We start from the raw sequence: 22,149 nt of genomic DNA on the forward strand, positions 1-22,149 counted from the left end.
GGCACTGTTGCAAATAGTCGGTGGTGATAAACTTATCATCCCCTTTTGCTGATGGAGCTGCACATGAACCCATTCAAAGGCCGGCATTTTCAGCGTGACATCATTCTGTGGGCCGTACGCTGGTACTGCAAATACGGCATCAGTTACCGTGAGCTGCAGGAGATGCTGGCTGAACGCGGAGTGAATGTCGATCACTCCACGATTTACCGCTGGGTTCAGCGTTATGCGCCTGAAATGGAAAAACGGCTGCGCTGGTACTGGCGTAACCCTTCCGATCTTTGCCCGTGGCACATGGATGAAACCTACGTGAAGGTCAATGGCCGCTGGGCGTATCTGTACCGGGCCGTCGACAGCCGGGGCCGCACTGTCGATTTTTATCTCTCCTCCCGTCGTAACAGCAAAGCTGCATACCGGTTTCTGGGTAAAATCCTCAACAACGTGAAGAAGTGGCAGATCCCGCGATTCATCAACACGGATAAAGCGCCCGCCTATGGTCGCGCGCTTGCTCTGCTCAAACGCGAAGGCCGGTGCCCGTCTGACGTTGAACACCGACAGATTAAGTACCGGAACAACGTGATTGAATGCGATCATGGCAAACTGAAACGGATAATCGGCGCCACGCTGGGATTTAAATCCATGAAGACGGCTTACGCCACCATCAAAGGTATTGAGGTGATGCGTGCACTACGCAAAGGCCAGGCCTCAGCATTTTATTATGGTGATCCCCTGGGCGAAATGCGCCTGGTAAGCAGAGTTTTTGAAATGTAAGGCCTTTGAATAAGACAAAAGGCTGCCTCATCGCTAACTTTGCAACAGTGCCTCCTATTGTATACCAGAAGCTATTGATCATCGTCAGATGAACAAGCATTTTCGTAGTTGATATGTGTACTAAACTAAGTAATATATTAATCCTGACAAATGAAAATGAAAACCGTAGTCTTGCGGTTGAATAATAATAAAATTGGAGATTGGATATGATTGAAACGCTTTTAAAGATACATACTGACTCTGAAGGAGTGGATTTTAAAAGAATCTGGGGGGAAGGTATTTTTGTTTTTGATTCTAATGTCCTTCTTGACCTTTACAGACTGCCAGAATCAGCCACTAAAGACTTAATTGGAGTTTTAAGTAATAAGGGGTTCAATAAGAAAATATGGATTGGATTTCAAGTGTTACTTGAGTTTTTGAGTAACCGACACGAGGCTATAAGTGATCAAAAAAATAAATTCACCACAGTCAAGAAACTACTCAACGAATCAATCGAACAGTATGACTTAATATTCGAAAACCTGATAAAGGAAATGTCTAATTTAAAACTCAAGCAACGTCACTCCTTAATAGATCCTGACAAATTCCTTACATCAGGAAATATTGAAAATGGAAAGCAATTCCTTGAGTTATTCATTGAAGACTTGTTAAATTTAGAAAACAAACAATCAGATGTGAATGATGAGGACAAAATTAAAAAATCGGTCCTTGAGATGTTTAATGGTAAAGTAGGAGTAGGCTTCACTAAAGAAGAGCTTGAGAAAATTTATAAAGAGGGGGAGGAACGATATAAAAACAACACGCCGCCAGGATATAAGGACGTTAAAAAAACAGGTTCGTATCATGTAGAAGATAGGGAGTTTGTTAGAAAATTCGGAGATTTAATATTATGGCAAGAAATAATAAAGATGGCTGCAGAGAAAAAAGCACCTTATGTGGTGCTGATAACAGGTGATGTTAAAGAGGATTGGTGGATAGAAAAAAGAGGTAAAAAGCTTGGTCCTCGCAAAGAACTTTTAAATGAGATCTACTCAAAAGTTCCCGAGCTTAAAACATTTTACATGTATGATACATCAACCTTTTTAAAGCACGCAAAATCTGAACTTTCTGTGAACATCAGTGACACATCTATTACTCAGACGAAAGATTTGATTGAGAGATCTAGAAAAAATAGATTTGCGCTTGAGGGTAGAGTTACATTAATTCACGATTTGATTAACGATGTTGCTCTAAGCATAAATGGCATTAGAGTTGGAATTGGTAGTTCTGTTAAATCGTTACCTCCAATAAATATAGATTGCCAGCACTTTTATTCAAGCTGCTTTGAGATTTTACGAAATGCACAACATCATGGCATAAATAACTATGTAGGTGTCCAAGCTAAAAAACTCGAAAACTATATAGTACTTAGGTTCAAAAACAAAATTCCTACTAATCACTCGAGCAGCGAAGCAATCAACATACTTGAATCTGCCCATAATGGATTTTCTGAACGAGGTTCAGGAATCGATATGATAAAAAAAATGATGCACCAATATGGAATTGATACTCATATAGTACAAGAACAAAAAAATTTCACCATAGAATTATACATACCTAAATCATTTTTTTTATCAATGGAGTGATTATATAATCCAGGCGACAAAAATCTCGCGCACTATTAGCATTCTTTAAATTAGTAGGTAAATGTAAAGTTGGTTTGGGAAAAACGACTTTACATTAACCCTGCTATGAAACTGACATACTCCCCGTAAGTTAACATGCCACAATCCCAGGTCCGCTCTTCGCTCAATGCGGACCTTCCATTCCCACCTGCGTTTTGCCCTGAACTCCTTCCTGCCGTATCACTTTCGCCCTTCAATACGATTAGCCAGTCCAGATCCGACTTCTGGGGTTTTCGGATCTGAACGTAAAAAACAAGAAGTACACTGCGTTCACTTCTGTGATTTGACATGATGTCAAAAAGATAGAAGGCATTCATAAAACAGGCCGTGTATACTTTAAAGAATGTTAAATGCGTGTCGTGCAGTTGATGCATTTCCCTGTATGACACCATCCCGGCAAATCTGACTGGAGATAACCGTGCTGAGCCAGCTGACCCTGCGTTTCCCGAAAAAACTGATCGAGCGGCTCAAGAACCGCGCCGCCACCGAAAACACCTCCGTGAACGCCCTCGCCGAACGACTGATGGAAAGCAGCCTGCAGGGCAGTGCCGCCGGTGAGGAATACCTGCGCCTCGTTACGGATCCGGATGAAGCCGTGCGCCAGCTGTACCGACAGCTGATCCTCGGTCAGACCTTCGGGGCTGCCGCCCCGTCCCGGGACACCCTGCAGTTCATGGTGGAGCTGGCACACCAGGCCTACCGGCGGGGCCAGGGACAACTGGTCAGTATGTCGCGGCTGCGTGTACTGCTGGACATGACCTTTGAACTGCTGGCCTGGCAGGTGGAAAACGGTCAGCCGGTGGATGCCCCGTATCTGAAGGGTATTTTCGGCATGACCGGCGAGGACTGGCGCGCGGAAAGTGAGCGATTTATGGCGGGGCTCACGCCGGCTGTCACCCAGGATTATGCCGAACACCTGCTCCGTCCGCTGGCCAGCCGGGCCTTTGATTTGTATGCGCTGCCTGATGAGGCTATCGCAGCCATCTTTACCCGCAGCCGGCTGAAGGCTGTCTTTCCGCTGTGCATGTATGCCCGGGACTGGTCTTTCAGTGATCTGCGACGGTTCACTGATCAGGTTCGCCCGGTGGTAGCCGCTGCGCGCGAAACCCTGCAGGCCGGTACGCTGCGCTTTGAAATACGCATCAGTGGACAGGAGCCGGACAGCCGCCCCGGAGAGTGGTATGAAATGCCGCGTCTGTATCTGCTGGTAAGCGGTCAGGAGTTTGTGATGCCCTTCGGCTGGGCACAGTTCAGTGAATTGCTGCGCACCCTGTCCGTTTACCACCATGACCCGGCAGTGCTGACGCAGGGATTCGACGGCAACAGTGTGGTCTTTGCAACCCGGGTGACGGCCAGTCAGGATGTCATGCTCGGTCTGGACGCCCTGCGGGTGTATCTCCCGGAGGCGGGATTTGCTGCGCTGATCGGTAGCCTCGTCACTCGCTGTGAGCACGGGCAGCTGTCGCAGACGCTGGAGAGTCTGCGCTGTCTTTACGGAGATCTGTAACCAGTATAGCTGTCCGCCGTCTTTCGTTCAGGGTAGCGGTGGCATATTTAACCGCGCCAGCTCTTCGAAGGTCAGGGTATGACTTCGCGGTTTTTCGTTATGGTGCAGTTCAGCAATACGTAGCCTCAGCGGCATCGGGCAGATCACGCCGCTGAAGATACATGTGCCGGTTGCCAGCGTTGGAATGGATTCCTCGGTCAGGCGGTCAATATAGGAAACCGACTTTTCAATTGCGTACAGATCGTTTTGATTTATCAGGCGATGTATAAAGTAATTATGCGCCTGAGAGATAATGGTGGGTGAAATGTCATTTGGCCGCTGGCTGGATATAGTAACAAATACGCCAAATTTGCGACCCTCTTTAATAATTTCTTCAAAGGTTTCCAAGCGGTAATCTTTCCAGCTTTCCGATTCTCGAAATGAAGCACTGGAAAGAATATTATGGGCTTCGTCGATAATAAGGTGAAGGGAGGAAGGAGTTTGATTCATTTTCTTTTGAGAATAGGCCCACTTCGCCATCATTAAGGGAAGCGTTTTTTTCATCGTCAGGTTGACCATATTCAGATTGAGCACAATAAAATTCGTCACAGCCCACAAATCTGCGCCCACTGTAGTATCAAATATCTTCCTGATATCTTTTCGGATCCCTCTCATCCGGTTAATCACCGGAGAGATATGCTCCGGGTTAGAGCGGCTGGAGAGATATTCATTAATCAGCTGCAGGTACATATAGTCGAGTAGTTCTTCCATAATGTCATCAGGAAACCGGTACTCTGCCGCTTTGCGGTACATATTACACTGTTGCGTTTTATCCTCCGTTGTAAAATAAATACCACCTTTTGTGCGCCACACCCCATCTTTGAAATAAAAATCAATGTCGGCAATAAGATCCTCATCCCTCAGGATGGGACGGAATAAATCAATGAGGTCATCGCTTTTCTTTTTATCGCATCCGAAAAGTGTTTCCGTTACACGCCTTGTAAGGATCCCACGAAAGTAGGCCTGGGGTTGCTCTTTTGCTTCCACATATCGCCTAAAATCTAGTACGCGCTTAAGGAAAGGCTTTTGTGTTTTGTCTGTGGCATCTGTCAGGACAGACAGGATCTCATGCTCAAGCAACACGTCCGCAGGCATCGGGATTCGGTCCCCGCCTTCGTGGTGAGTGTTCAGGTTGTATACCACCTTGTCCCGGGTGATACATTCATCCCAGCCATACTCACCATTAAAATCGAGCAGCATGAAACGGGCTTGTTTTTTAAAACCCCCACCAAGTAGCTTAGCCAGTGCGGCATACCCGTGCTGGTATAGGGCGGCAAGCGTGTTCGATTTACCACTCCCCGTGTTGCCAAAAATAGCAATATGCGAATTAAGAAGACCGCTCAATGGAAGTGTAATATCAATATCTTCCAGATCCGTACGAGAGAACTGAAGCCCGTTCCGGGCAGTTCCTGCGATACAGTGAATGAGGTGAAGTGTCTCTTCTGTCAGGATAAAAGCTTCATTACCAATGAGTGGAAGTTCACGAGTGCCGCCGGTAAACCTGCCGTACCGATCAACGTATCCGGTCAGGGTCGCGGTGAGATACCTGCGATAACGCAGCGAATCGCTTCCACTTCCGGACAGGAATTTTTCTTCCACAATCTTTTCCGTTTCCACCTTTGCAATAAGGCTCATAAAGCCTTTTTTAATTTCGATAAAACTACCTACTGAAACATTTTTGAGGACTTTTCCGTGGAAGAACAGGTCGCTGAGATTTTTATTTTTATCAACCAGCACGCTTACTGTTCTTCCGGAAACTTCACAGACTTCCCCAATCCTTAATACGGCTTCTTCATTAATGAATGCGGACGTCATTTCGCTCTCCCAAGAAAGCAGGTAATAATTTCATTCGCTTTAGAGAAATCAAGCGCCACGCCGGGTGTATATACCACATCCACATTTGAGTAATCACGAAATTTTTCCGTAAAGAGCAATTTCGATGCTTCATTGTACGCAAATATAATCAGTTTGAGTGTGGCATTACGTAATGCTTTCTTGGTCAGCGTTTCAATGTGTTCATCCGCAAAAGAAAATCCAAACACCACCAGAAGAGTTCCCTCTTTATCCAGTTCATTAGAGTAAGTTCGTAGCAAATCATAATATACATTGTCCAGTACAGTTTCCCGGAACTTATCCTTCCTGGGTAATACCAACTGATGACTGTTGACCCATTCCTGTCTCTTTACGGACGTTTCAAACGCTTCCGGTTTCATCTCCTGAATGTGATAATAGATATCCTGCTGATATTTAAACCAGGAGAGTGAACCATGCAGTTTAATCAGATTCACGGTGGGAAGCTCTACACTGTAATTATACAAATTACCAGTCGCATGCACAGTCTGATAAAAACATTTCGCATCAAACAGCATCCGGTTGTAAATATCTGCGCGTTGCCGGAATCCGTCGTTAAGAATGATGTTGTTATTCGTGACCGCTGCATTCTCTATAAACAAATCATAATTGGTGGTAAACAGGTTGATGCGCCTGGGCAGAAGGCCGGACCGGCGCCGGGTCAGGAGCATTTCAAGCGCATGAATGAATGCTGTATAATTCTGGTGAGTGTCTTCTACAAGTCCGGTCAGCGCCGGAAGCTGATCTTCATAAGCGCGTTTTCGTTTGAGAAGCACATCAGTGGCTCTCCATACGCTTTCAAGAAACTGCTCTGCTTTACTAAAATACTCTTCATCATTTCCTGCGCGGACGAGGGCTTCTAGCTCATTTTCGATATCGCCCAGCACCCGGATTGCTGGAAGGGATGCGCCCGAGCCGATAAGAAAGTTGATGTTTGCAGACTGGAAAATGCGTTCAAAGTATTCCCGGTCTCTGTCCTGACCGTAGTATGCGCGCAAAAAAGCCATGCCTTGCTTTCCTTATACACAATGGATGGGATCTTACCTTTTTTGGCTGGCCGTGTACTGCGCTCAGCCTGCCTGTTTATAAAAGAAAACTTTTTCCTGCTGTAGCGGGAAGATAGGATATACCCCGATCCAAAACCATTATTAGATTATCGTGAACTGACGGACTGCCCGAAAGGTGAATACCGTCTGGCCGTTAAAATAATGAAGGGACGAAATTAACATTCCCGACCCGCAGGTGCGGGCCGGGAATGACTTTAGCGCTGCTTCCAGAATTCTAGCAGAATCATAATGATAGACACTACTGGGTGAAGCAGTTTGATGAACAGTAATAACATAAATGTTATCCCTTATTCATGCTTAGTCTCACTGCAAATGCCCTTCCACTTACCTTTGCAGTTGCGTACCTGAGCTGCCAGATACATTCGACTAAAACGGGGTTCGAGCACAATCCCCGCATCACCAGGGAAAGGGTTAAATCTTCAATACATTCAAACAATAAATTTTTATCAATACCCTCAAGTCATAAAAAAATTTGGAGGCTCAGGAATTTCACTGATAATCTTAACTCAGCTGCCAGATACATTCGGCACGGTCAGTAACACGGTTGCTGTTATTGCCCAGAAAAAGCCCGGTTTCATCACCCGGGCTTTTTTCATTCCGCCGATGCCTCTTCAAAAACCATATATCGTGTTTAAGAACTATGTGCCTTATCTATGTAGCGATTCTAGTAGGGATTCTTTTCAGAACAAGAGTTGATTTTGATGTTAATTTGAGGATGCGAAACGACGTTTTTGGTTAAGTGCCGATATCATAAGGCCTAAAGGCGGTGTCAATAACTTAGAAAAAAAATTCAAAATATGATTGAGTAGTTTTCTTTTACTCACTTTGCTGCCTTAATTAAAGCTTTCTTATAATTTTTTACCCCCGCTCTTTTTCTATGTCTGTTACCGAAAATCATGCGCGAGCAGCCGGATGCCGTGCTTAAACGCCTTGAAAATGCAGTCCTGCGTAATCACCGCATTGTGGTCTCGGCCATCACGTATGCCGAGATGCGCTTCGGAGCTGTTGGCAGGAAAGCTTCACCGCGCCATGCCCAGCTGGTCGACGCATTCTGTGCCCGCCTCGATGCCGTACTGGCCTGGGACCGGACAGCAGTGGACGCCACGACGGAAACCAGGGCCACGCTCGCCGCTGCCGGGACACCGATCGGCCTGAATGACACAGCGATTGCCGGACAGGCCATCGCTGCCGGTGCCGTTCTGGTGACCAGTAATACGCGGGAGTTTGAGCGCGTGCCTGGTCTGGTTCTGGAAGATTGGGTGAAGTAAGCGAGGCGAGCAGGATACCCCTAGCACATGTCCCAGCTCCCAGCGATGCGTAATGTAAAAGCCATCTCAGCCTTAGTAGCCAGGATAGTCAGACGTAGTTCCGGCATTTGTAAACTGACGCAACGCTCAGATTCAGGTAGTTGTGTTAATATTCGATCATTCGCTTTTTATGAGCTTATTTATAAATTAAAAGGCAGGTTTTTTAAGGATGAAGATGACGTGGAAGTATTATCTTGTTAGTAGCATTTGGGGACTAACATTTCTCGGATTTATTATCTTTATATGGAGCCGGGACAGAGAAAACTCCATATTGCAGTGGATTATGATTGCTGGTTTTTTTAGTTGCTTTCTTTATCCATTCGCAAAGAATGCCATTGAGAATTTTGCTTTAAGATTTACGACGCGGGAGTTCTGGAACGCAGGAATTTTGGCTGACGGGGTGGGTAAAAATAGCTTATTGCTTTTTTATTACGCGCTGAGTTTTGCTTTAGCCATCCCGCTGGGATTACCAAGATTGATCTATTTAGGCTTTAAAAGAAAGGCCATGTAATACATGGCCCTTGATTATCATAACTCAATACCCTGATGCTGAAAAAGGTTGCCAGCAACCCCAAGCAAAACGGACTTGCCAAAGCGCTGAGGGAAATTGGCCGTATTGAGCGAACGCTGTTTATGCTCGACTGGTTCCGCGATCTGGCACTGCGTCGGCGGGTCCAGGCGGGACTGAATAAAGTGAAGCTCGTAACGCACTGACGCGTGCGGTATTCCTGCACCGTCTGGGTGAAATCAGGGACCGAAAACCGGAGAATCAGAGCTATCGCGCCAGTGAACTGACGCTGCTGACGGCAGTTATCTCGCTGTGGAATACCGTCTATATGGAAAGGACGATCGATGCCCTGAAGCTTAAAGGGCTGAAGCTCAATGATCAACTGCTGTCGCATTTGTCGCCGTCAGGCTGGGAGCACATCAATCTGACAGGCGATTATATCTGGAAAAGCAACCGGATACCGGCTTCCGGTAAGTTTCGTCGGCTGAGGCCAGCTAAAGTGGAAAGGTCAAAAAATGAGCTTAATGTACAATAATTTTCGATATCCAAACTGCCCCCCCTATGGCATCGCGTTGAAAATTGTTGGCGAAGGGCGACTGGATAAGGTATGGGCGAACAAATGGAAGCCGGTAGCGAAAGAACTCAGGGTCAGGAAAAGTCAGCTTGATGAAATTTCTTCTGAATGATCCAGATTAATTTTCCACGCAGGGAACCACTAAATAAAACAAAATATCTGTAAGACTGAGTAATCGTCATTTATAATACCGTACCATAATGCCTGAACCTCATGGTACGTTGATATTTATATAAAGGAGTATGAAGTCATATCAGAGGTAAAGGTCATGGTCACAGGAGAATCTATTTTCATGGAATGATTGAATGTAAAAATACATTCACTATATTCTCTGAACAATTGTGCACTGTGTTATATACCACATTAATTTAACTGTAATTAGTTATAAAGTTTTACCCGTAACTGCCGAAAATACTTATTTAATTCGGGACGTTACATATTCAGGATGAACTCTTTTCATAACTTCAGCACGTTTATTTCTAATAAAGATAAAATCAGCGCAATGCTTGTCTTACGCGACAAATCAGAATTCGCGGCCAGGAAAATCCTTGAGAAAAGCCGTATTCGCGTGCCTTCACTGACAGGCCGTTTTTTCTGGAAATGGGTACAGGATTATATCAGTACGGCCTGTCAGCCTTCGGGTGAGATTAACTACAGTGGTTCAGCGGAAAATGCAAAAACAGATACACACGGCGTTAATGTCTGTGGAGACGATGAGCCCCGGCGCGATCGACCTGGTAAAGGTGTTTGCACTGACGGCCATGTTTCTCGACCACCTGAACATCCTTTTTCTGAATCCCCCGTCAGCGGAACTGTATGCGCTGGGCCGGATGGTGTTCCCGGTGTTTGTCATCATCTGGGCGAGGAACCTCAGCCACAGTCCGGCATCGCTGCAGACCCGGGCCACGCGGATGTGGATGTGGGCGCTCATCGCCCAGCCGGCGTTCTGGCTGGCGTTCCGGCATCAACAGCCCTGGTATGCCCTGAATATTCTGTTTGTGTTCGCCGGCGTGACGCAGCTGGTCGCGCTCGGTCACCGTTACGGGTTCACCGGCACGCTGACCGGCATCCTTCTGCTGCTCATCCTGGCGTTCCCCCTGCACCCGGCGAGTTACGGCGTGACGGGCCTCGTGTTCTCCTCTGCGGTGGTGGCCGTCTTTTCCCCGCTCGCGCAGGCTGCCACATTCAGGAAAATCGTCATGATTATCGCCGCCGGCGCGTTGTTCTGTCTGAACGGTATCACCCATCTTATCGCGCGCCCCCTGGATACGCTGGTTATCGCGGTCCTGCCGGGTCTGGTGCTGCCCGTTATGGCGATCTGGCTGGCCGTCCGGCTGAAACCCGCCGGTTCACCCCGCTTTATGCCCGGGCGGTTTTTTTACCACGCGTATGCCGGTCATCTGTTACTACTTGCCCTGTTCCTGACCTTCCTCCGGTGATGCGGCCGGGAAGAGGTGTGGGGTCTCACGCTGCTGTGTTTTTATGCCCGTCAGGGCATGGAAGGCGGCTCTCCGTTGCTTTTAAGAGGTAAATGGCCTGTCCGCCGGGCCCAGCGGACCAGGCAGATCCAGAAACACCCCTCCTCCCTGCCAGAAAAAAAGAGCTGAACGTACCCCCGAAGGCCTGTTGCGCTGTCGGAGTGATTCCGGCGAAGCCGGAATGTATCTCCGCGTTAGCGAGCCGTGAGGCGCGCTTACGTGCGCATATCTCCGGGCTTTCCGTACCAGCCCGCAGCGGCATCACGTGCTAGTTACAACATCCATTTCAAAGCGACTCTGTTCCGGCCCTGCGGGCCGGGGCGGCGGCGGTTTTGCATGGCCGGACGGGGGAGGGATGCCGGCGGTGACCAGAGAAGGGGCCCGGCGCCTGCGACGGGAGGAACATCATATCTGAGCGCGTGGCCGGAGGCCGCTGCATGCGAAGGCCTTATCCGGATATCCACAGGGCTGCGCCGGACAGATAACTACCCTGTTATTTTCTTACAGGGAGATAAAAAAGGGGGGTTAAGACTGTTTTGCGGGTTCAGTGTTATCTGCATGCAGGTTTGGTCAGTTATTCATTTGCGGGATCCTGTGTAAAAAAAATCCTTAACGCTTTAAATCCCGCCTGTCCGGGAGGGGCGATAAGGATTTCGTGGTGCTATGACACACGGTGTACAAAAAAGATGCAGACTGCTGAGCCGGCGCCAGCGCAGAAAGCCCCGGGGAGGAGCATGTGAAAAAGAAAGTCTGTCTGCCGGCTCAGTCCGGGGGGGATAACGCCAGATCCAGCTGATAAAGCTGCTGTATGGCCAGCTCCCTCAGCCGTTCTGCTGTACAGAAGTAGGCTTCATCAGGCGGCATGGATTTCAGCAGCCACGTCGATACGGCCTGGATCTGTTCATCCACAGGGAGTTTAATCAGGCGGCCGGCACGCTTGCGCTCCGCGCCACGCTGGCGACGAAAACGCAGGGCATCACGCTGTTTCATACTGAACCAGCGTTTACGGGCAGCATGCGGGGAAATGTCCTCATGCTCTCCCATCACGCCCTCACGTATCAGCTGTTCACGCTCCGCGCTGAGACGCAGTTTCTTTTCCTGCTCCCGGGCCAGTTTGTCGAGGTTTACCCCGAGCATCCGGAACCCGGCCTGTGTAATGAACACGTATGTGGGCAGCCAGGACTTCGATTCACGATCCCACCGGCGTTCATCAGCCAGGCCAAGCACGCCAAAGCGTACCTGTTCCTCTATAAGCCGGGAAAGTCGTGACACCGTCACCTCTGTTTCGGGGATAACATTGCCCCTGACGTCTCTGGCACTGAGCTCTTTCGCCAGACGCGAGATACACATCCCCACGGTATGTTTGCCCGCATCACAAAAACTGATCAACACGGGCCAGAGCGCATCCAGTAAACGCTGGCGCTCCGGACGGAAGCCATACTTACGGCCCGCCTTTCTGCGGCCGGCGACAAACAGCGGATGACGGGAGATGTGCATGCGCAGGCTGACCTGACCGTTTTCCCGGTCTTTTTTTACCAGCCTGTTGTAGGCATAGCCAAGCTGTCCCGTAAGCTTTTTATAATGCTCAGGGCGATACCAGGCCGGGTTTTCGCATTTGGGTTTTGTTGAATGTTCCCCGCGCCGGCGGCGGGTCAGTTTTTTTACCGTGGGGACAAGGAAACTGTCCTGTTTTCCGGCATCAACCTCCTGCCAGAACCGGATTTGCTCATCAGGCGCAAGCGCAGACCAGTGAACGGCAGACCGGATATTATCAGTCATGATGCCGCCCTCCGGTGAAATGTCCGGACAGACAGGATGCGCGGAACTGGCCTGGGATGCGGCAGTGCGCAGGTGTGATCAGATATTCATTCACGGCGGCCTGTTCTTATGGCGGCCGGGTGTTGTTTTATATGGTGCATGCGTTATAATCCTTCACAGGCGCTGAGCCTGCTTTTGGACCCCCTGATATCTGACGATTCCGCCAAGTTTCATGCAGATATCGGGGGGTTTGTGCATTCAGGCTCCGGATAATCCGTTACCTGCTCCCGGGCGTCTTACCGGACACGCCCTGTCCTCATTCCCTTATTCCGGAAGTCCGCATTACTCCCGGAATGGTCTGCCACCTACTGCCTCACCACAAAGCAGTCAAACATGACATTTGATTCAGGTCACAAACATAAGTCAAATCATCGGAATACCCCACCACAAGGCTCCCGAAAACATCATAAGTTTACCGTTTCATCTGTAACTTTTCCAGATGAAAGATCCCATCTGGTGTCAGTGAGGATCAGGAACATGTTGTGTTGATGCTGAATTCATCGTGATGGCGGCGGTATGCTTTTGTAAGTCTCGGAAGCGGCCTCTGGCGGAAAACCGCTTCAGTCATTTACCTGGCGTTAATCGCCAGCTTTCCGGATAGCTTTTTCCAGCATTTCTGCCGACACCTTGCCCGGAAATACCGTTATGTTGTTGGGCATGGCGGCTTTTGTTGGCATAACAATAATGCCCGGTGTGCCGCTCAGCCCCAGCGTTCTGGCCAGTTCATCGTTTCCGGCAATCACATCCCGAAAATCTGTCTTTTCCTTTTCCTGCCAGCCTGCTTTAACGGCCGCTTCCTCAATGTTCTCTTTCGTCACAGCCCCGGAGTCCCTGCCGGCTGCAAGAACGGCGTTATGGTACGTCACATAAGCCTCAGCACCTTTTTCCTTCCAGACAGCAAGTCCTCGCTGAGCAGCTAACAGAGAGTTTTCACGGCTACCGGAGAAAATTGGCCATTCTTTAAAGACATACCGCACTTCAGGATGGGTTTTCATGACCTTCTGAAGCTCCGGAGCCATAGCGATGCAGTACGTACACTGATAATCGAAGAACTCAATAACAGCTACCTGTGCGTTGTCAGGACCGTAGACCGGTGTTGCTGCGTCATTAAGTAAGGTTGCCTGATTTTCCATAACGCTAACTGCAAAACTCATCTGCTCGCGTTGCTTCTGTTGTTGCTGCAGACGCTGGCTTACGGAGACAAGCACTTCAGGGTGTGCGACAAGATAATTTGCTGCGATCTCTCCTATTTTTGCTTCCTGCTCCGGTGAGAATGACAGCTGGGAGCCGGAAGCCTGTGCTAATGAAATAAATAATATGTATGTTGTAACTATATTGGCGAAGGATTTTACTCTTTTCATGATTAAGTCTCGTGGTTTATCAAATCAACGTTCTTTCTGAATGATGCGTGGCGGGATTTGTTCTTCACGTTCCGGCATACGACCACGTTCACTACTATCAGCCTGCCGTAGCAATTCCTGTTCTGCGCGGGAAAGTTCAGCTATAACGCTTGAGGCTCTTTCAAGCTCTCCCACTGACTTGTCCGGCACTGTAAGGTCGCTACGCACGCGCAGTGCAAGCTGCAGTTCAGGATCGTAGGTTCTGTCGCTCTCGCGCATGCTGGCCATAAGGACACTGTCCGGTGCCTGCGCCCCGTGCCTGACCGGATTCAGTTCCTCCGGCCGCAGCGTCACTACAGCATCTGACGGCAACGCAATTCCGCTATCGTCATTCTGTTGCTTACGTACGGCTTCCTGTTCCCGGATCTGTTCCGCCTGTTTCTGCTCATTCTGAAGTTGTAACGCTTCCTGGTCTGACCGTGTGGTGAGATTAAGCCGTATTTCCTCGTCTGGTCGTATGCCACCTGTTAGCTTCATCAGGTGGGCTGATGGCGTTTCGTCACCCGTCTGCCAGACAACCCCGTCATCCGGATGTGCTCTTACGGCATCAAGCGCGGCAGCAATATCTTTCACTACATGCGTTTTGCCCGACTGACTTCGCTGTAGCACGGCACCCTGTGCCCGTGGAGTCATCACCAGACGGGTATCTCCCTGAGTCAGTCTGCCTTCCGGACTGGAAACCAGCGATACCAGCGCCAGTCCCGCACTTTTGCCATTGTTGTCATAAACCGGCAGAGCCAGTGCCGGTTCGGGAAACCGGCGGGTTGCCGGAACAATTTTTGCGGTCAGCGATGCGTCGCCCATTCCCTGATGCCGGACCCAGGCGCGGCCAATGGCTGTTTTCAGCACCGGATGTCCCATGGCCCAGATCGCTTTAGCCTGCTGACGCTGAGTTTCCGGAGCCAGCGCGTCATGCGCTGTTTTGATTTCCCGCTCGGGCATGGTGAGCGCTTTCGTCCAGTCTGCCTTACCGTCGGTGTAAATCTGGACATGCTCTTTGGCTCGCGAGGCTGAAATATAAAAAGCCCGCCGGGTGGCCAGCGCCTTGCGCCCTTCCTCAGTGCCTTCAAGCGAAATCACGTAATCTGTGCTGGCACCCTGTGCGCCATAGCCGGTGACAGCCCACCCATAATCAATATGTTGCTGGGCCCGGGTATTGCCGGGATTAATGGTCACACTGCCTTTTTCACTGCGTAACCGGATATCTCCCGTGTCACTGACGGCATCCACCGTAAACCGCTGGTTTCCCGTCTGCCCCTGCTCACGATCGGTGAGCGTAAAACGCACAAGGTCGCCGGCACGCACTTCTATCTGGCTTCGCCTGAACAGTTCCACATCCCCGGTGATCAGTTCACGGGGCGAATACAGGCCAACCTTTCCGTCTTCATCACGCACCGTGACCGTATTTCCGTTGCGATCAACCGCCAGTACGTCCTGGTAGCGATCGCCGCGCTTCACCACCATTCCTGCATCCCAGGCAGCGGTTTTGTTAAATTCATGGCGGGTGTGGGAGATTTTATCGAGGACCGGTACGGTTATCGCGTCTTTACCCAGCTCACCACGCACAGTCAGCCGTTCGTGAATACCGGCGTTAACGGCATGGCGGTCGGCGTTAAGCTGCGTGATGATAAGCGTCCGTGCCCGTGCGTCCGGCGTCCGGCCCATCCAGTCACTGACAATATCGGCAACCGGTGCCTGTGATTCCTGCAGCGCACTTTCCGGTCCCTCTGCGCCGGCTTCCCGGGCAATCCTGTCGGAAGGCTGGGCAATGATCCGGTTCAGCGCGGCATCAATACGGTTATCAATGATGTCATGCACCGCACCACGCAACTGCACGTCTTTCTGACGGACAATCTCCTTCATGATGGCCACATCCATGGGGCTGCGTTCCTGCATCAGCTTAAACGGGGTGCCGGCGTCCACTGATTCAAACTGGTCGACGTCTCCCATCGAGACGGCGCGGCCACCACCGACTGCAATGGCCTGAAACAGCGCCGCGGTATCCTGATTACCGGCCATGGAAGACTCGTCTATCAGGAAAACACGCCCTTTATAATCCGGTTTTTCTCCTGCCGCCGTGGCCTGATCATGCTCGACAATGAAGGATTTAATGGTCTGGGCCCGGACGCCCACGTCACTCATTTCCTTTACCGCCTGGTGCGTGGGAGCGAGGCCAGTTATCTCAGGACGCACCTCTGCCGGCAGGATATCAAGTGCGGCCACAACGGCTTTCATTTGCGTGGTTTTCCCCACACCGGCATAGCCCTGAATGCCCGTAAACTGGTCCCTGCTGCTCAGAACCAGCGTTGTGGCCTGCCTCTGACCTGCGGTCAGACCGTTTAACACGGCTGAAGGCACCTGGTCGAGCAGGGGTTGCTGTGTGTTTTTCCCCTCCTCCACCGTACGAAGGATGGACTTCTCCATCTCCCAGGTCGAACGGGCAACAAGATACGGTTCACCCCTGACGGAGACACGCATCAGCGCACCGTCTTTTACCATCGAGGCGATTTCCTGCCCAATTGCATTAAAATCAGGAAGAAATTTCTCTGCGGCTTCCGCCAGTGCCAGCTCGCTGAAAGCCACTGTCCGTTGATCGTTAACGGCACGCCAGACTGCCAGGCCAGCCTCAGTACGAACCCCGTCGTGAAGGTGTCCCACTGCCTCATTAACGTCCTCCTTTCCGCTGAGACTGCGGACCAGCTGCACGGGAGACGCACTGGTTTTCATCCTTTGCAGGCGTGCTTCGGCCCGGTCCTGTACCTCGGCTGTAAAAATTTCGGCCCGGTGGCCACTCTGGGCAAGAGAGTTCATGGTCTGACTGGAGATATCCCGGCTGTTGAGCGCGGCCAGTACCACGCCACTGTCGTTGTCGCGTCCTCCTGGTGCGCTGACGTATGCGTGGGTGAGATATAACGGCTTATCGCGGGGAAGGATCAGGGCGTCGTTACCGCGCCTGACCTCAATGCCCCGATCACTGACACCGGTCACTTCAAGCCTGTCTTTGGCCTTCAGATCATGTTCCCGGTCGCCCGCCACCGCCATCAGCCGCTCCCCGGTCGCCACGTTCAGCGTCTCGCGGTTAAAAAGCCGCCAGTCAGCGGTCACTTCGCTGATTTTCATCCGGGTGAGTACCCCGTCACCATCAATCAGGGACAGCATGCGCGTGTCCTCATGAACACGATCGATAACATAGGAATGGCGTTCTTTTGCATTGCTGCGATCCTCGAGTACCATCCCGGACCGGTATGATCCCGGCATCCGGCGGGTCTTACTGTCCAGCCACACCGGCGAACGGGCTTCGATGCTGATACCGTTCCGGTCCAGCTGGCCCGCATTCTGCAGCGCGTCACGGATAAGACCGGTGAGCTGGGCCTGTTCTCGTTTACCCACCACCACGGCAGTTACGTTTTCATGACTCCCGCTCAGATCCGCAAAACGCCCGGCAAGCGCCTCGTAGCGGTCACGCTTGTTGGCGATACTTATCACTTCGGCTTCGAGCCCCGGCGCCGGCTCGGTGCGACGTGAGCGTGGTACACCGGCTGATTCCAGCACTGACATGGCATTGCCGTTCGCCTGGCGACCGGCACTGTCGAGAAAGACCAGCTGTGCATCCTGTGCGCGGGCTTCACCCAGCAGTACCAGTGTCTCCTTGAGGCCCAGACGTTCCGCGCCCTCAATGATGAGCGTACTCTGGGGTTTCAGATGAAAATCACCACTGAGCACCTGCTGACGGCTCACCAGACGATCGCGCAACGTGTCAGACCTGGCCAGCGAAATGGCGCGCTCGGCTGAACTCGCCAGCACCTGCACCTCCCGGCCCTGTGCCATGGAGATGTCGGTCAGCTGCGTAGTCAGTTCACGTATTCCGGCCACGCCCGACGGGGCATTCATCAGCACAAGCGCATCCTGCTCCACCACCTCCAGCGCTGCGGGCGCATACTGTGCAGGACGCTGAAAACTGACCACGGCGGTGGATTTCAGATGCTCCTGGCTCAGCGCCTGAATGGAAAGCTCGTCCAGCAGGTGAATCCGTGAGGTGAACACGCCCTTTTCGCTGTCCAGCGGGACGATACTGCCTTCCTTCAGCGCAGCATCAATGGCCTGGCGTATGACATTCATCTCCGGTAATTGCTCGCTCAGCTCAGCGGTCGTCAGCATCAGCTCCCCGAAGGTAAAACGGGTCCGGTTGTCGCTCAGCTGCGAGATGGCCATACGTACCGCATCCATCACTTCCGGTACCTGTACCGGTTCCTCTGCAGGTGCCAGTGACTTCAGGGGCTCAGGTTTTGTGATACTCAGGGGCTGCTGCACCGGCGCGCTGTGGGGCTGCGGCGTGGATACCTGAAGGGATGGCGGGTCACTGCGTTCAGCGCCGTTACCGCCTTTATCTTCGCCTTTTGCGGTGATTCCAGGTGACTGCATCCCGGGTGTGTCGACAGTTTCCGTTCTGCCTGGCTGTTCCGGCGCTGACTTAACCGGCTGCGGACGCATGTCACGGGATGCATCACTGCGCGGCACCACGCTGTCCTGATAGGCCTTCAGATCATAGCCTCTGTCTTTCAGCTGGCCGAGCCAGCGTTCCATCAGACGCAGGCGTGACGGGTCAACCTTTGCCTGCCGGGTGTCCTTTGCCGCCACATCGCGACTACGAAGCGTGGCTTCCGCCCCGACAGCACCCTGTATTTCACGTCCCCGGGAGGATAAATCTTCGCGAACCTCTTCCGGCACGCCCTTAATTTCCCACATGCCGTGTTTGCCGACTTCTTCAACTTCATGGCCCAGCGCTTCCACGCGCTGACGCAGGGCGCTGCGGTAGATTTTCCCGAGCGTCACCTGCATCTTCATGACGGTTTCGATAAAGCCGGCGTTATGAATATAGTCGGTGGCAAGGGCCTTCCATTTGCCTCCGTACTCCGTCATGTTGGCGATGAGCAGGTGAGTGTGCAGCTGGGGATCAAGATTACGTGATGTGTCATGCGTGTAGGCAGCTGCCACCATCTTGCCGGTGTGAACAATAGAGGTGACACCTTCTTTCGTGTTACGCGCAGAAATTAGCTTTTCCACATAACCGGCCGCCACACGGACGGCATGGTTGTGTGCTTCCAGCATCCCCTTATCGTTGCCGATTAAAGCCAGTATCGAGACACTTTTGGGGGCAGAAAACGTCAGGTCATGACCGGGACGGTGGACGTGCTGCCCGTTAACCTCCTTACCGAGGCGCGAGCCGTCCGGCAGACGCCCCTCCAGTACATTAGTCAGGTCATCTCCCCGGACGTTTCCCTCCAGGCCCAGTTCTTTCGCGCCTTCACCCATCCACAGGCTTTGCAGGCTGCCCAGAAAATAGTAGTTATCGGAATTACTGTAGTAGCCTGCAGCCTCGCCGGCTGACGCTACTGGGGCAACAGACATCATAGTTCAGGCTCTCTTTCGTAATAGTGTTGGTCGTTTTCGTCGTAACCCGGGTCGTCCGCGTCTCGGTGAAGTAGAATGTTCTCTTCTTCCCGCGCCAGTTGTCGGTTGGTCTGGTGTTCTTCAGTCGGCGTACTGGCCTTCACGCTTTTTCCGGCCGTTGTCAGGCTGAGACCACCATCAGGCAATATGGCAACCTTCATATCCAGATTCATGGTCTCGCCTGCACTCTCGCTGGCCGGATCGCTCTCTCCTGACGGGGTGGCTCCGGAATTCAGCCGGTACTTAAGCAAGCCGAGGGCACCGGACGGAGGCGGTTCAACCGATTCTTCTCCCTGTGTTCTGGCTCTGATTTTTTGAAGTGCTGAAGGGATGCCCTTCGACCCGGAGGCCGCATCTGCGGGTGGGATCGCTGAAGGTCGGAGAGAGACAACGATATTTTTTTTCTCGTCGGTGACAGAAGCTGTCACTGTGTTGTGGATCTGCGCTTTTGGTTCCCCGGCCCTGCTCTCCGTTTCGGTTACGGGCTGCTCCCTGACCGGCAGTGGGTTACGTTCTGCTGGTACCATCCGGGTTTCGTGCTGGGTGGGGGCAACGGCAGTTGCGGGCTTTTCGCCAAGTGATAGACGTCTCGTTTTTACTGAGTCTGCAGTCGCCGCAGGCGCAGCATCTTCAGCTGAAGATACCGCGTCACCGTTCTTCTCCAGCGCTTCGTCACCGGTCGGGAACTTCAGTCCTGCCGCCGTGGCCGCACGCTCGTTTTCCTGTATAACCTTTTCCAGCTCCGGGCTGAGGGCGTCACGGATGTTGCGCTCCATCAGGCCAGCATGGTGTTTCTTCAGCGATCGGTATTTCAGCTTCAGACGGACAACCGGATATTCGCCCGGGAGACGGACGTAAAAGCTCAGGTTTGGCAGTCGCATGACTTGCTCGTAATCAACAACGGGGTTATTCACCTCGTCCTTGCCAAGCGACACACCGTCACGCACCTGGTCCAGACCGTAGCTGTTCTGTTCACGGATTTTACGCCTGCGCTGGTTACCCAGTTCCTCTTCCACCACTTTGGCCATCTCCGCACTCGGAGAGCGGCCATACATACGAGTGTTCATCAGGTCAAAGATACTTTTTGCCAGCTCGCGGCCGTAGACGTGAACCATCTGCGCCATGTTCTGCATGCCCAGCACGAAACAGCCACCGAACTTACGCGCCTCCGCCAGCGTCTCGGCCAGTTCCGGGATGCGCTGCAGGCTGGGTGCTTCATCGATAATGAACCACACGCGGCGATCGCTGTTTTCTCCCATGCTCTGGAGCATCAGCGTTGCCAGCGAAACCCAGAGCGATATCAGCGGCCGCACGCTTTTGCGGTGTCGGGCCTGAGTGGAAATGAAGAGCCAACTGCTGTCATATTGCGGCTGTGTCATCCACTCACGGATGGTGAAAGGTGGTTTGGTACCGTCATCCAGTCCCTGCAGGTAACGCAGGGCTTTGGCATAGTTAGTCACAACCGATCGGATGGAGATGGCTGTTTTCTCGATTTTCTCCTCAACCAGGTTGGCCGAAGGGGTGTTGACCAGATAGTCACGCAGACTTTTCATGCTGAGCGAAAGCAGCGTTTTCAGAAACTTTTCAATGCTTCGGTCAGGGTCTGCAGACATGCGAATGGCCAGGTCGGCAAAAATAGTGCGCGAGCTGGATACCCAGAACGGATCGGAGTCCCCTTCCACCGGAATAAGGCTGGCGGCCAGGTTGTCATAGTCAACCGCATCAACACACTCGCCCCACATCTGCCAGTTGGCACAGCGTTCATCATGGGCGTTAAGAATAAAATCGGTGTCAGGGTTGTAATGGGTTTCGGTGAAGGTACAGCCGGAGTCATAAATGATGGCCCGGTCACCACGCTTGCGTATGTAGTCCAGAAGCCAGCGTATGAGGGTCGATTTACCCACACCGATGGTACCGTGCATCAGGAAGTTCAGTACCTCCGCCATCCTGACCATGTGCAGATCACCCACGCGTAAGTCGGACAATTCACCGTTTTTATGCAACAGCTTATTCACCTCGGCGGGCTTGTCGGTCAGCCGCATACCGGAGATGTATTCATCTTCGCTCTCGCGTCGGCCAATACCGGTGATATACCAGGCGACTGCCGCAAAGACGACGACACTGAACAGCCCACTGCAAAGTGCCGCCCAGGTCAGTTCATCCTGTAACCGGCTCCCCATTGCCTGCATATACGGATCTGCATACACCTGCGGCAGGGTCATTTTGAGAACCATCTGCGTACGGGTGGGCGCATACCAGTAATGGATGTCATACAGTCTGGCGGTGCCATTGGGTGGCATCAGATCGATGAAGCTGTTGTTTATCCAGGCAAACCACCACAGGGAGCCGTTATCCAGCATCTCCCGTGGAATACTGAGGAAAAAAATGACGGCGGTCAGGCCTGCAAACAGCAGGAATACCCAGAAACTGATCCAGTTATTCACCTGAAGAAACATACGCCACCGGTAGGCAGTCATTTGCCCGCCCTGGGTGAGGTTTTTACCTGCGAAGCTCATAGAAAATACCCGACAGTGATCGCATCACCGTAACGGTGACGTGACTGAAGTTGAGGTTAAAAAAGAAAATCCGGCGCTCGCCGCAAACATGACTGCGCCAGCGCGGTCATGTGAGGAAGCGAAATATCACAGAGATAAAGCAGAGCACGTACGCGCCCGAAGCCGAACCGGGCACCGGACCAGGACTTTCAGGGGAGTTGG

General features: G+C 51.7%; 12 protein-coding genes and 1 pseudogene. 7 read left to right on the forward strand and 6 right to left on the reverse strand.

Annotated features, from left to right (window positions below):
• The first annotated feature begins 63 nt into the window (after positions 1-63).
• The 3 genes from OGY07_RS22915 to OGY07_RS22925 all read left to right on the forward strand — a co-directional run bounded on the left by OGY07_RS22915 (position 64) and on the right by OGY07_RS22925 (position 3,939).
• Positions 64-768 carry an IS6-like element IS26 family transposase gene (locus OGY07_RS22915; RefSeq protein ID WP_001067855.1) on the forward strand — a complete coding sequence of 235 codons (705 nt, stop codon included), beginning with the start codon at positions 64-66 and terminating at the stop codon, positions 766-768.
• A gap of 206 nt (positions 769-974) precedes the next feature.
• The gene (locus tag OGY07_RS22920) at positions 975-2,393 is read left to right on the forward strand and encodes a PIN-like domain-containing protein (RefSeq protein WP_284556528.1); all 1,419 of its coding nucleotides are present in this window, start codon (positions 975-977) and stop codon (positions 2,391-2,393) included.
• A gap of 457 nt (positions 2,394-2,850) precedes the next feature.
• Positions 2,851-3,939: a transcriptional regulator gene (locus OGY07_RS22925; RefSeq protein ID WP_284556486.1), complete on the forward strand. Its 1,089-nt coding sequence runs from the start codon at positions 2,851-2,853 to the stop codon at positions 3,937-3,939.
• 27 nt (positions 3,940-3,966) lie between these two features.
• Here the strand turns inward: OGY07_RS22925 and OGY07_RS22930 are convergent, their stop codons facing one another.
• Both OGY07_RS22930 and OGY07_RS22935 read right to left on the reverse strand, forming a co-directional pair.
• Entirely contained in the window at positions 3,967-5,793 is a 1,827-nt protein-coding gene (locus OGY07_RS22930) for an ATP-binding protein (RefSeq protein WP_284556487.1), read from the reverse strand.
• A complete protein-coding gene (locus OGY07_RS22935) occupies positions 5,790-6,836 on the reverse strand; it encodes an SIR2 family protein (RefSeq protein WP_284556488.1) in 1,047 nt (348 codons plus the stop codon). Before OGY07_RS22935 ends, OGY07_RS22930 begins: the two co-directional genes overlap by 4 nt.
• Before the next feature lie 956 nt (positions 6,837-7,792).
• Between OGY07_RS22935 and OGY07_RS22940 the strand changes: the two genes are divergently transcribed.
• The 4 genes and pseudogenes from OGY07_RS22940 to OGY07_RS22955 all read left to right on the forward strand — a co-directional run bounded on the left by OGY07_RS22940 (position 7,793) and on the right by OGY07_RS22955 (position 10,724).
• Entirely contained in the window at positions 7,793-8,164 is a 372-nt protein-coding gene (locus tag OGY07_RS22940) for a type II toxin-antitoxin system VapC family toxin (RefSeq protein ID WP_284556489.1), read from the forward strand.
• A gap of 214 nt (positions 8,165-8,378) precedes the next feature.
• Positions 8,379-8,714: a colicin E1 family microcin immunity protein gene (locus tag OGY07_RS22945; protein WP_284556490.1), complete on the forward strand. Its 336-nt coding sequence runs from the start codon at positions 8,379-8,381 to the stop codon at positions 8,712-8,714.
• Between the two features lie 29 nt (positions 8,715-8,743).
• Positions 8,744-9,246: pseudogene (locus tag OGY07_RS22950) on the forward strand (Tn3 family transposase); the annotation flags it as partial.
• A 710-nt stretch (positions 9,247-9,956) separates the two neighbouring features.
• Positions 9,957-10,724 carry a TraX family protein gene (locus OGY07_RS22955; RefSeq protein WP_284556491.1) on the forward strand — a complete coding sequence of 256 codons (768 nt, stop codon included), beginning with the start codon at positions 9,957-9,959 and terminating at the stop codon, positions 10,722-10,724.
• An 801-nt stretch (positions 10,725-11,525) separates the two neighbouring features.
• Here the strand turns inward: OGY07_RS22955 and repA are convergent.
• The 4 genes from repA to traD all read right to left on the reverse strand — a co-directional run bounded on the left by repA (position 11,526) and on the right by traD (position 21,948).
• Positions 11,526-12,542: a plasmid replication initiator RepA gene (repA, locus tag OGY07_RS22960; protein ID WP_284556492.1), complete on the reverse strand. Its 1,017-nt coding sequence runs from the start codon at positions 12,540-12,542 to the stop codon at positions 11,526-11,528.
• A gap of 617 nt (positions 12,543-13,159) precedes the next feature.
• A complete protein-coding gene (locus OGY07_RS22965) occupies positions 13,160-13,942 on the reverse strand; it encodes a DsbA family protein (RefSeq protein ID WP_206160276.1) in 783 nt (260 codons plus the stop codon).
• A 24-nt stretch (positions 13,943-13,966) separates the two neighbouring features.
• The gene (gene traI / locus OGY07_RS22970) at positions 13,967-19,393 is read right to left on the reverse strand and encodes a conjugative transfer relaxase/helicase TraI (RefSeq protein WP_284556493.1); all 5,427 of its coding nucleotides are present in this window, start codon (positions 19,391-19,393) and stop codon (positions 13,967-13,969) included.
• Complete coding sequence (traD, locus tag OGY07_RS22975; protein ID WP_284556494.1) at positions 19,390-21,948, reverse strand: type IV conjugative transfer system coupling protein TraD; 2,559 nt, start codon at positions 21,946-21,948, stop codon at positions 19,390-19,392. The genes traI and traD overlap by 4 nt, the downstream gene beginning before the upstream one ends.
• Positions 21,949-22,149: the final 201 nt, after the last annotated feature.

Source organism: Citrobacter sp. Cs237 (assembly GCF_030332325.1).
Classification (GTDB): Bacteria; Pseudomonadota; Gammaproteobacteria; order Enterobacterales; family Enterobacteriaceae; genus Citrobacter_A; species Citrobacter_A sedlakii.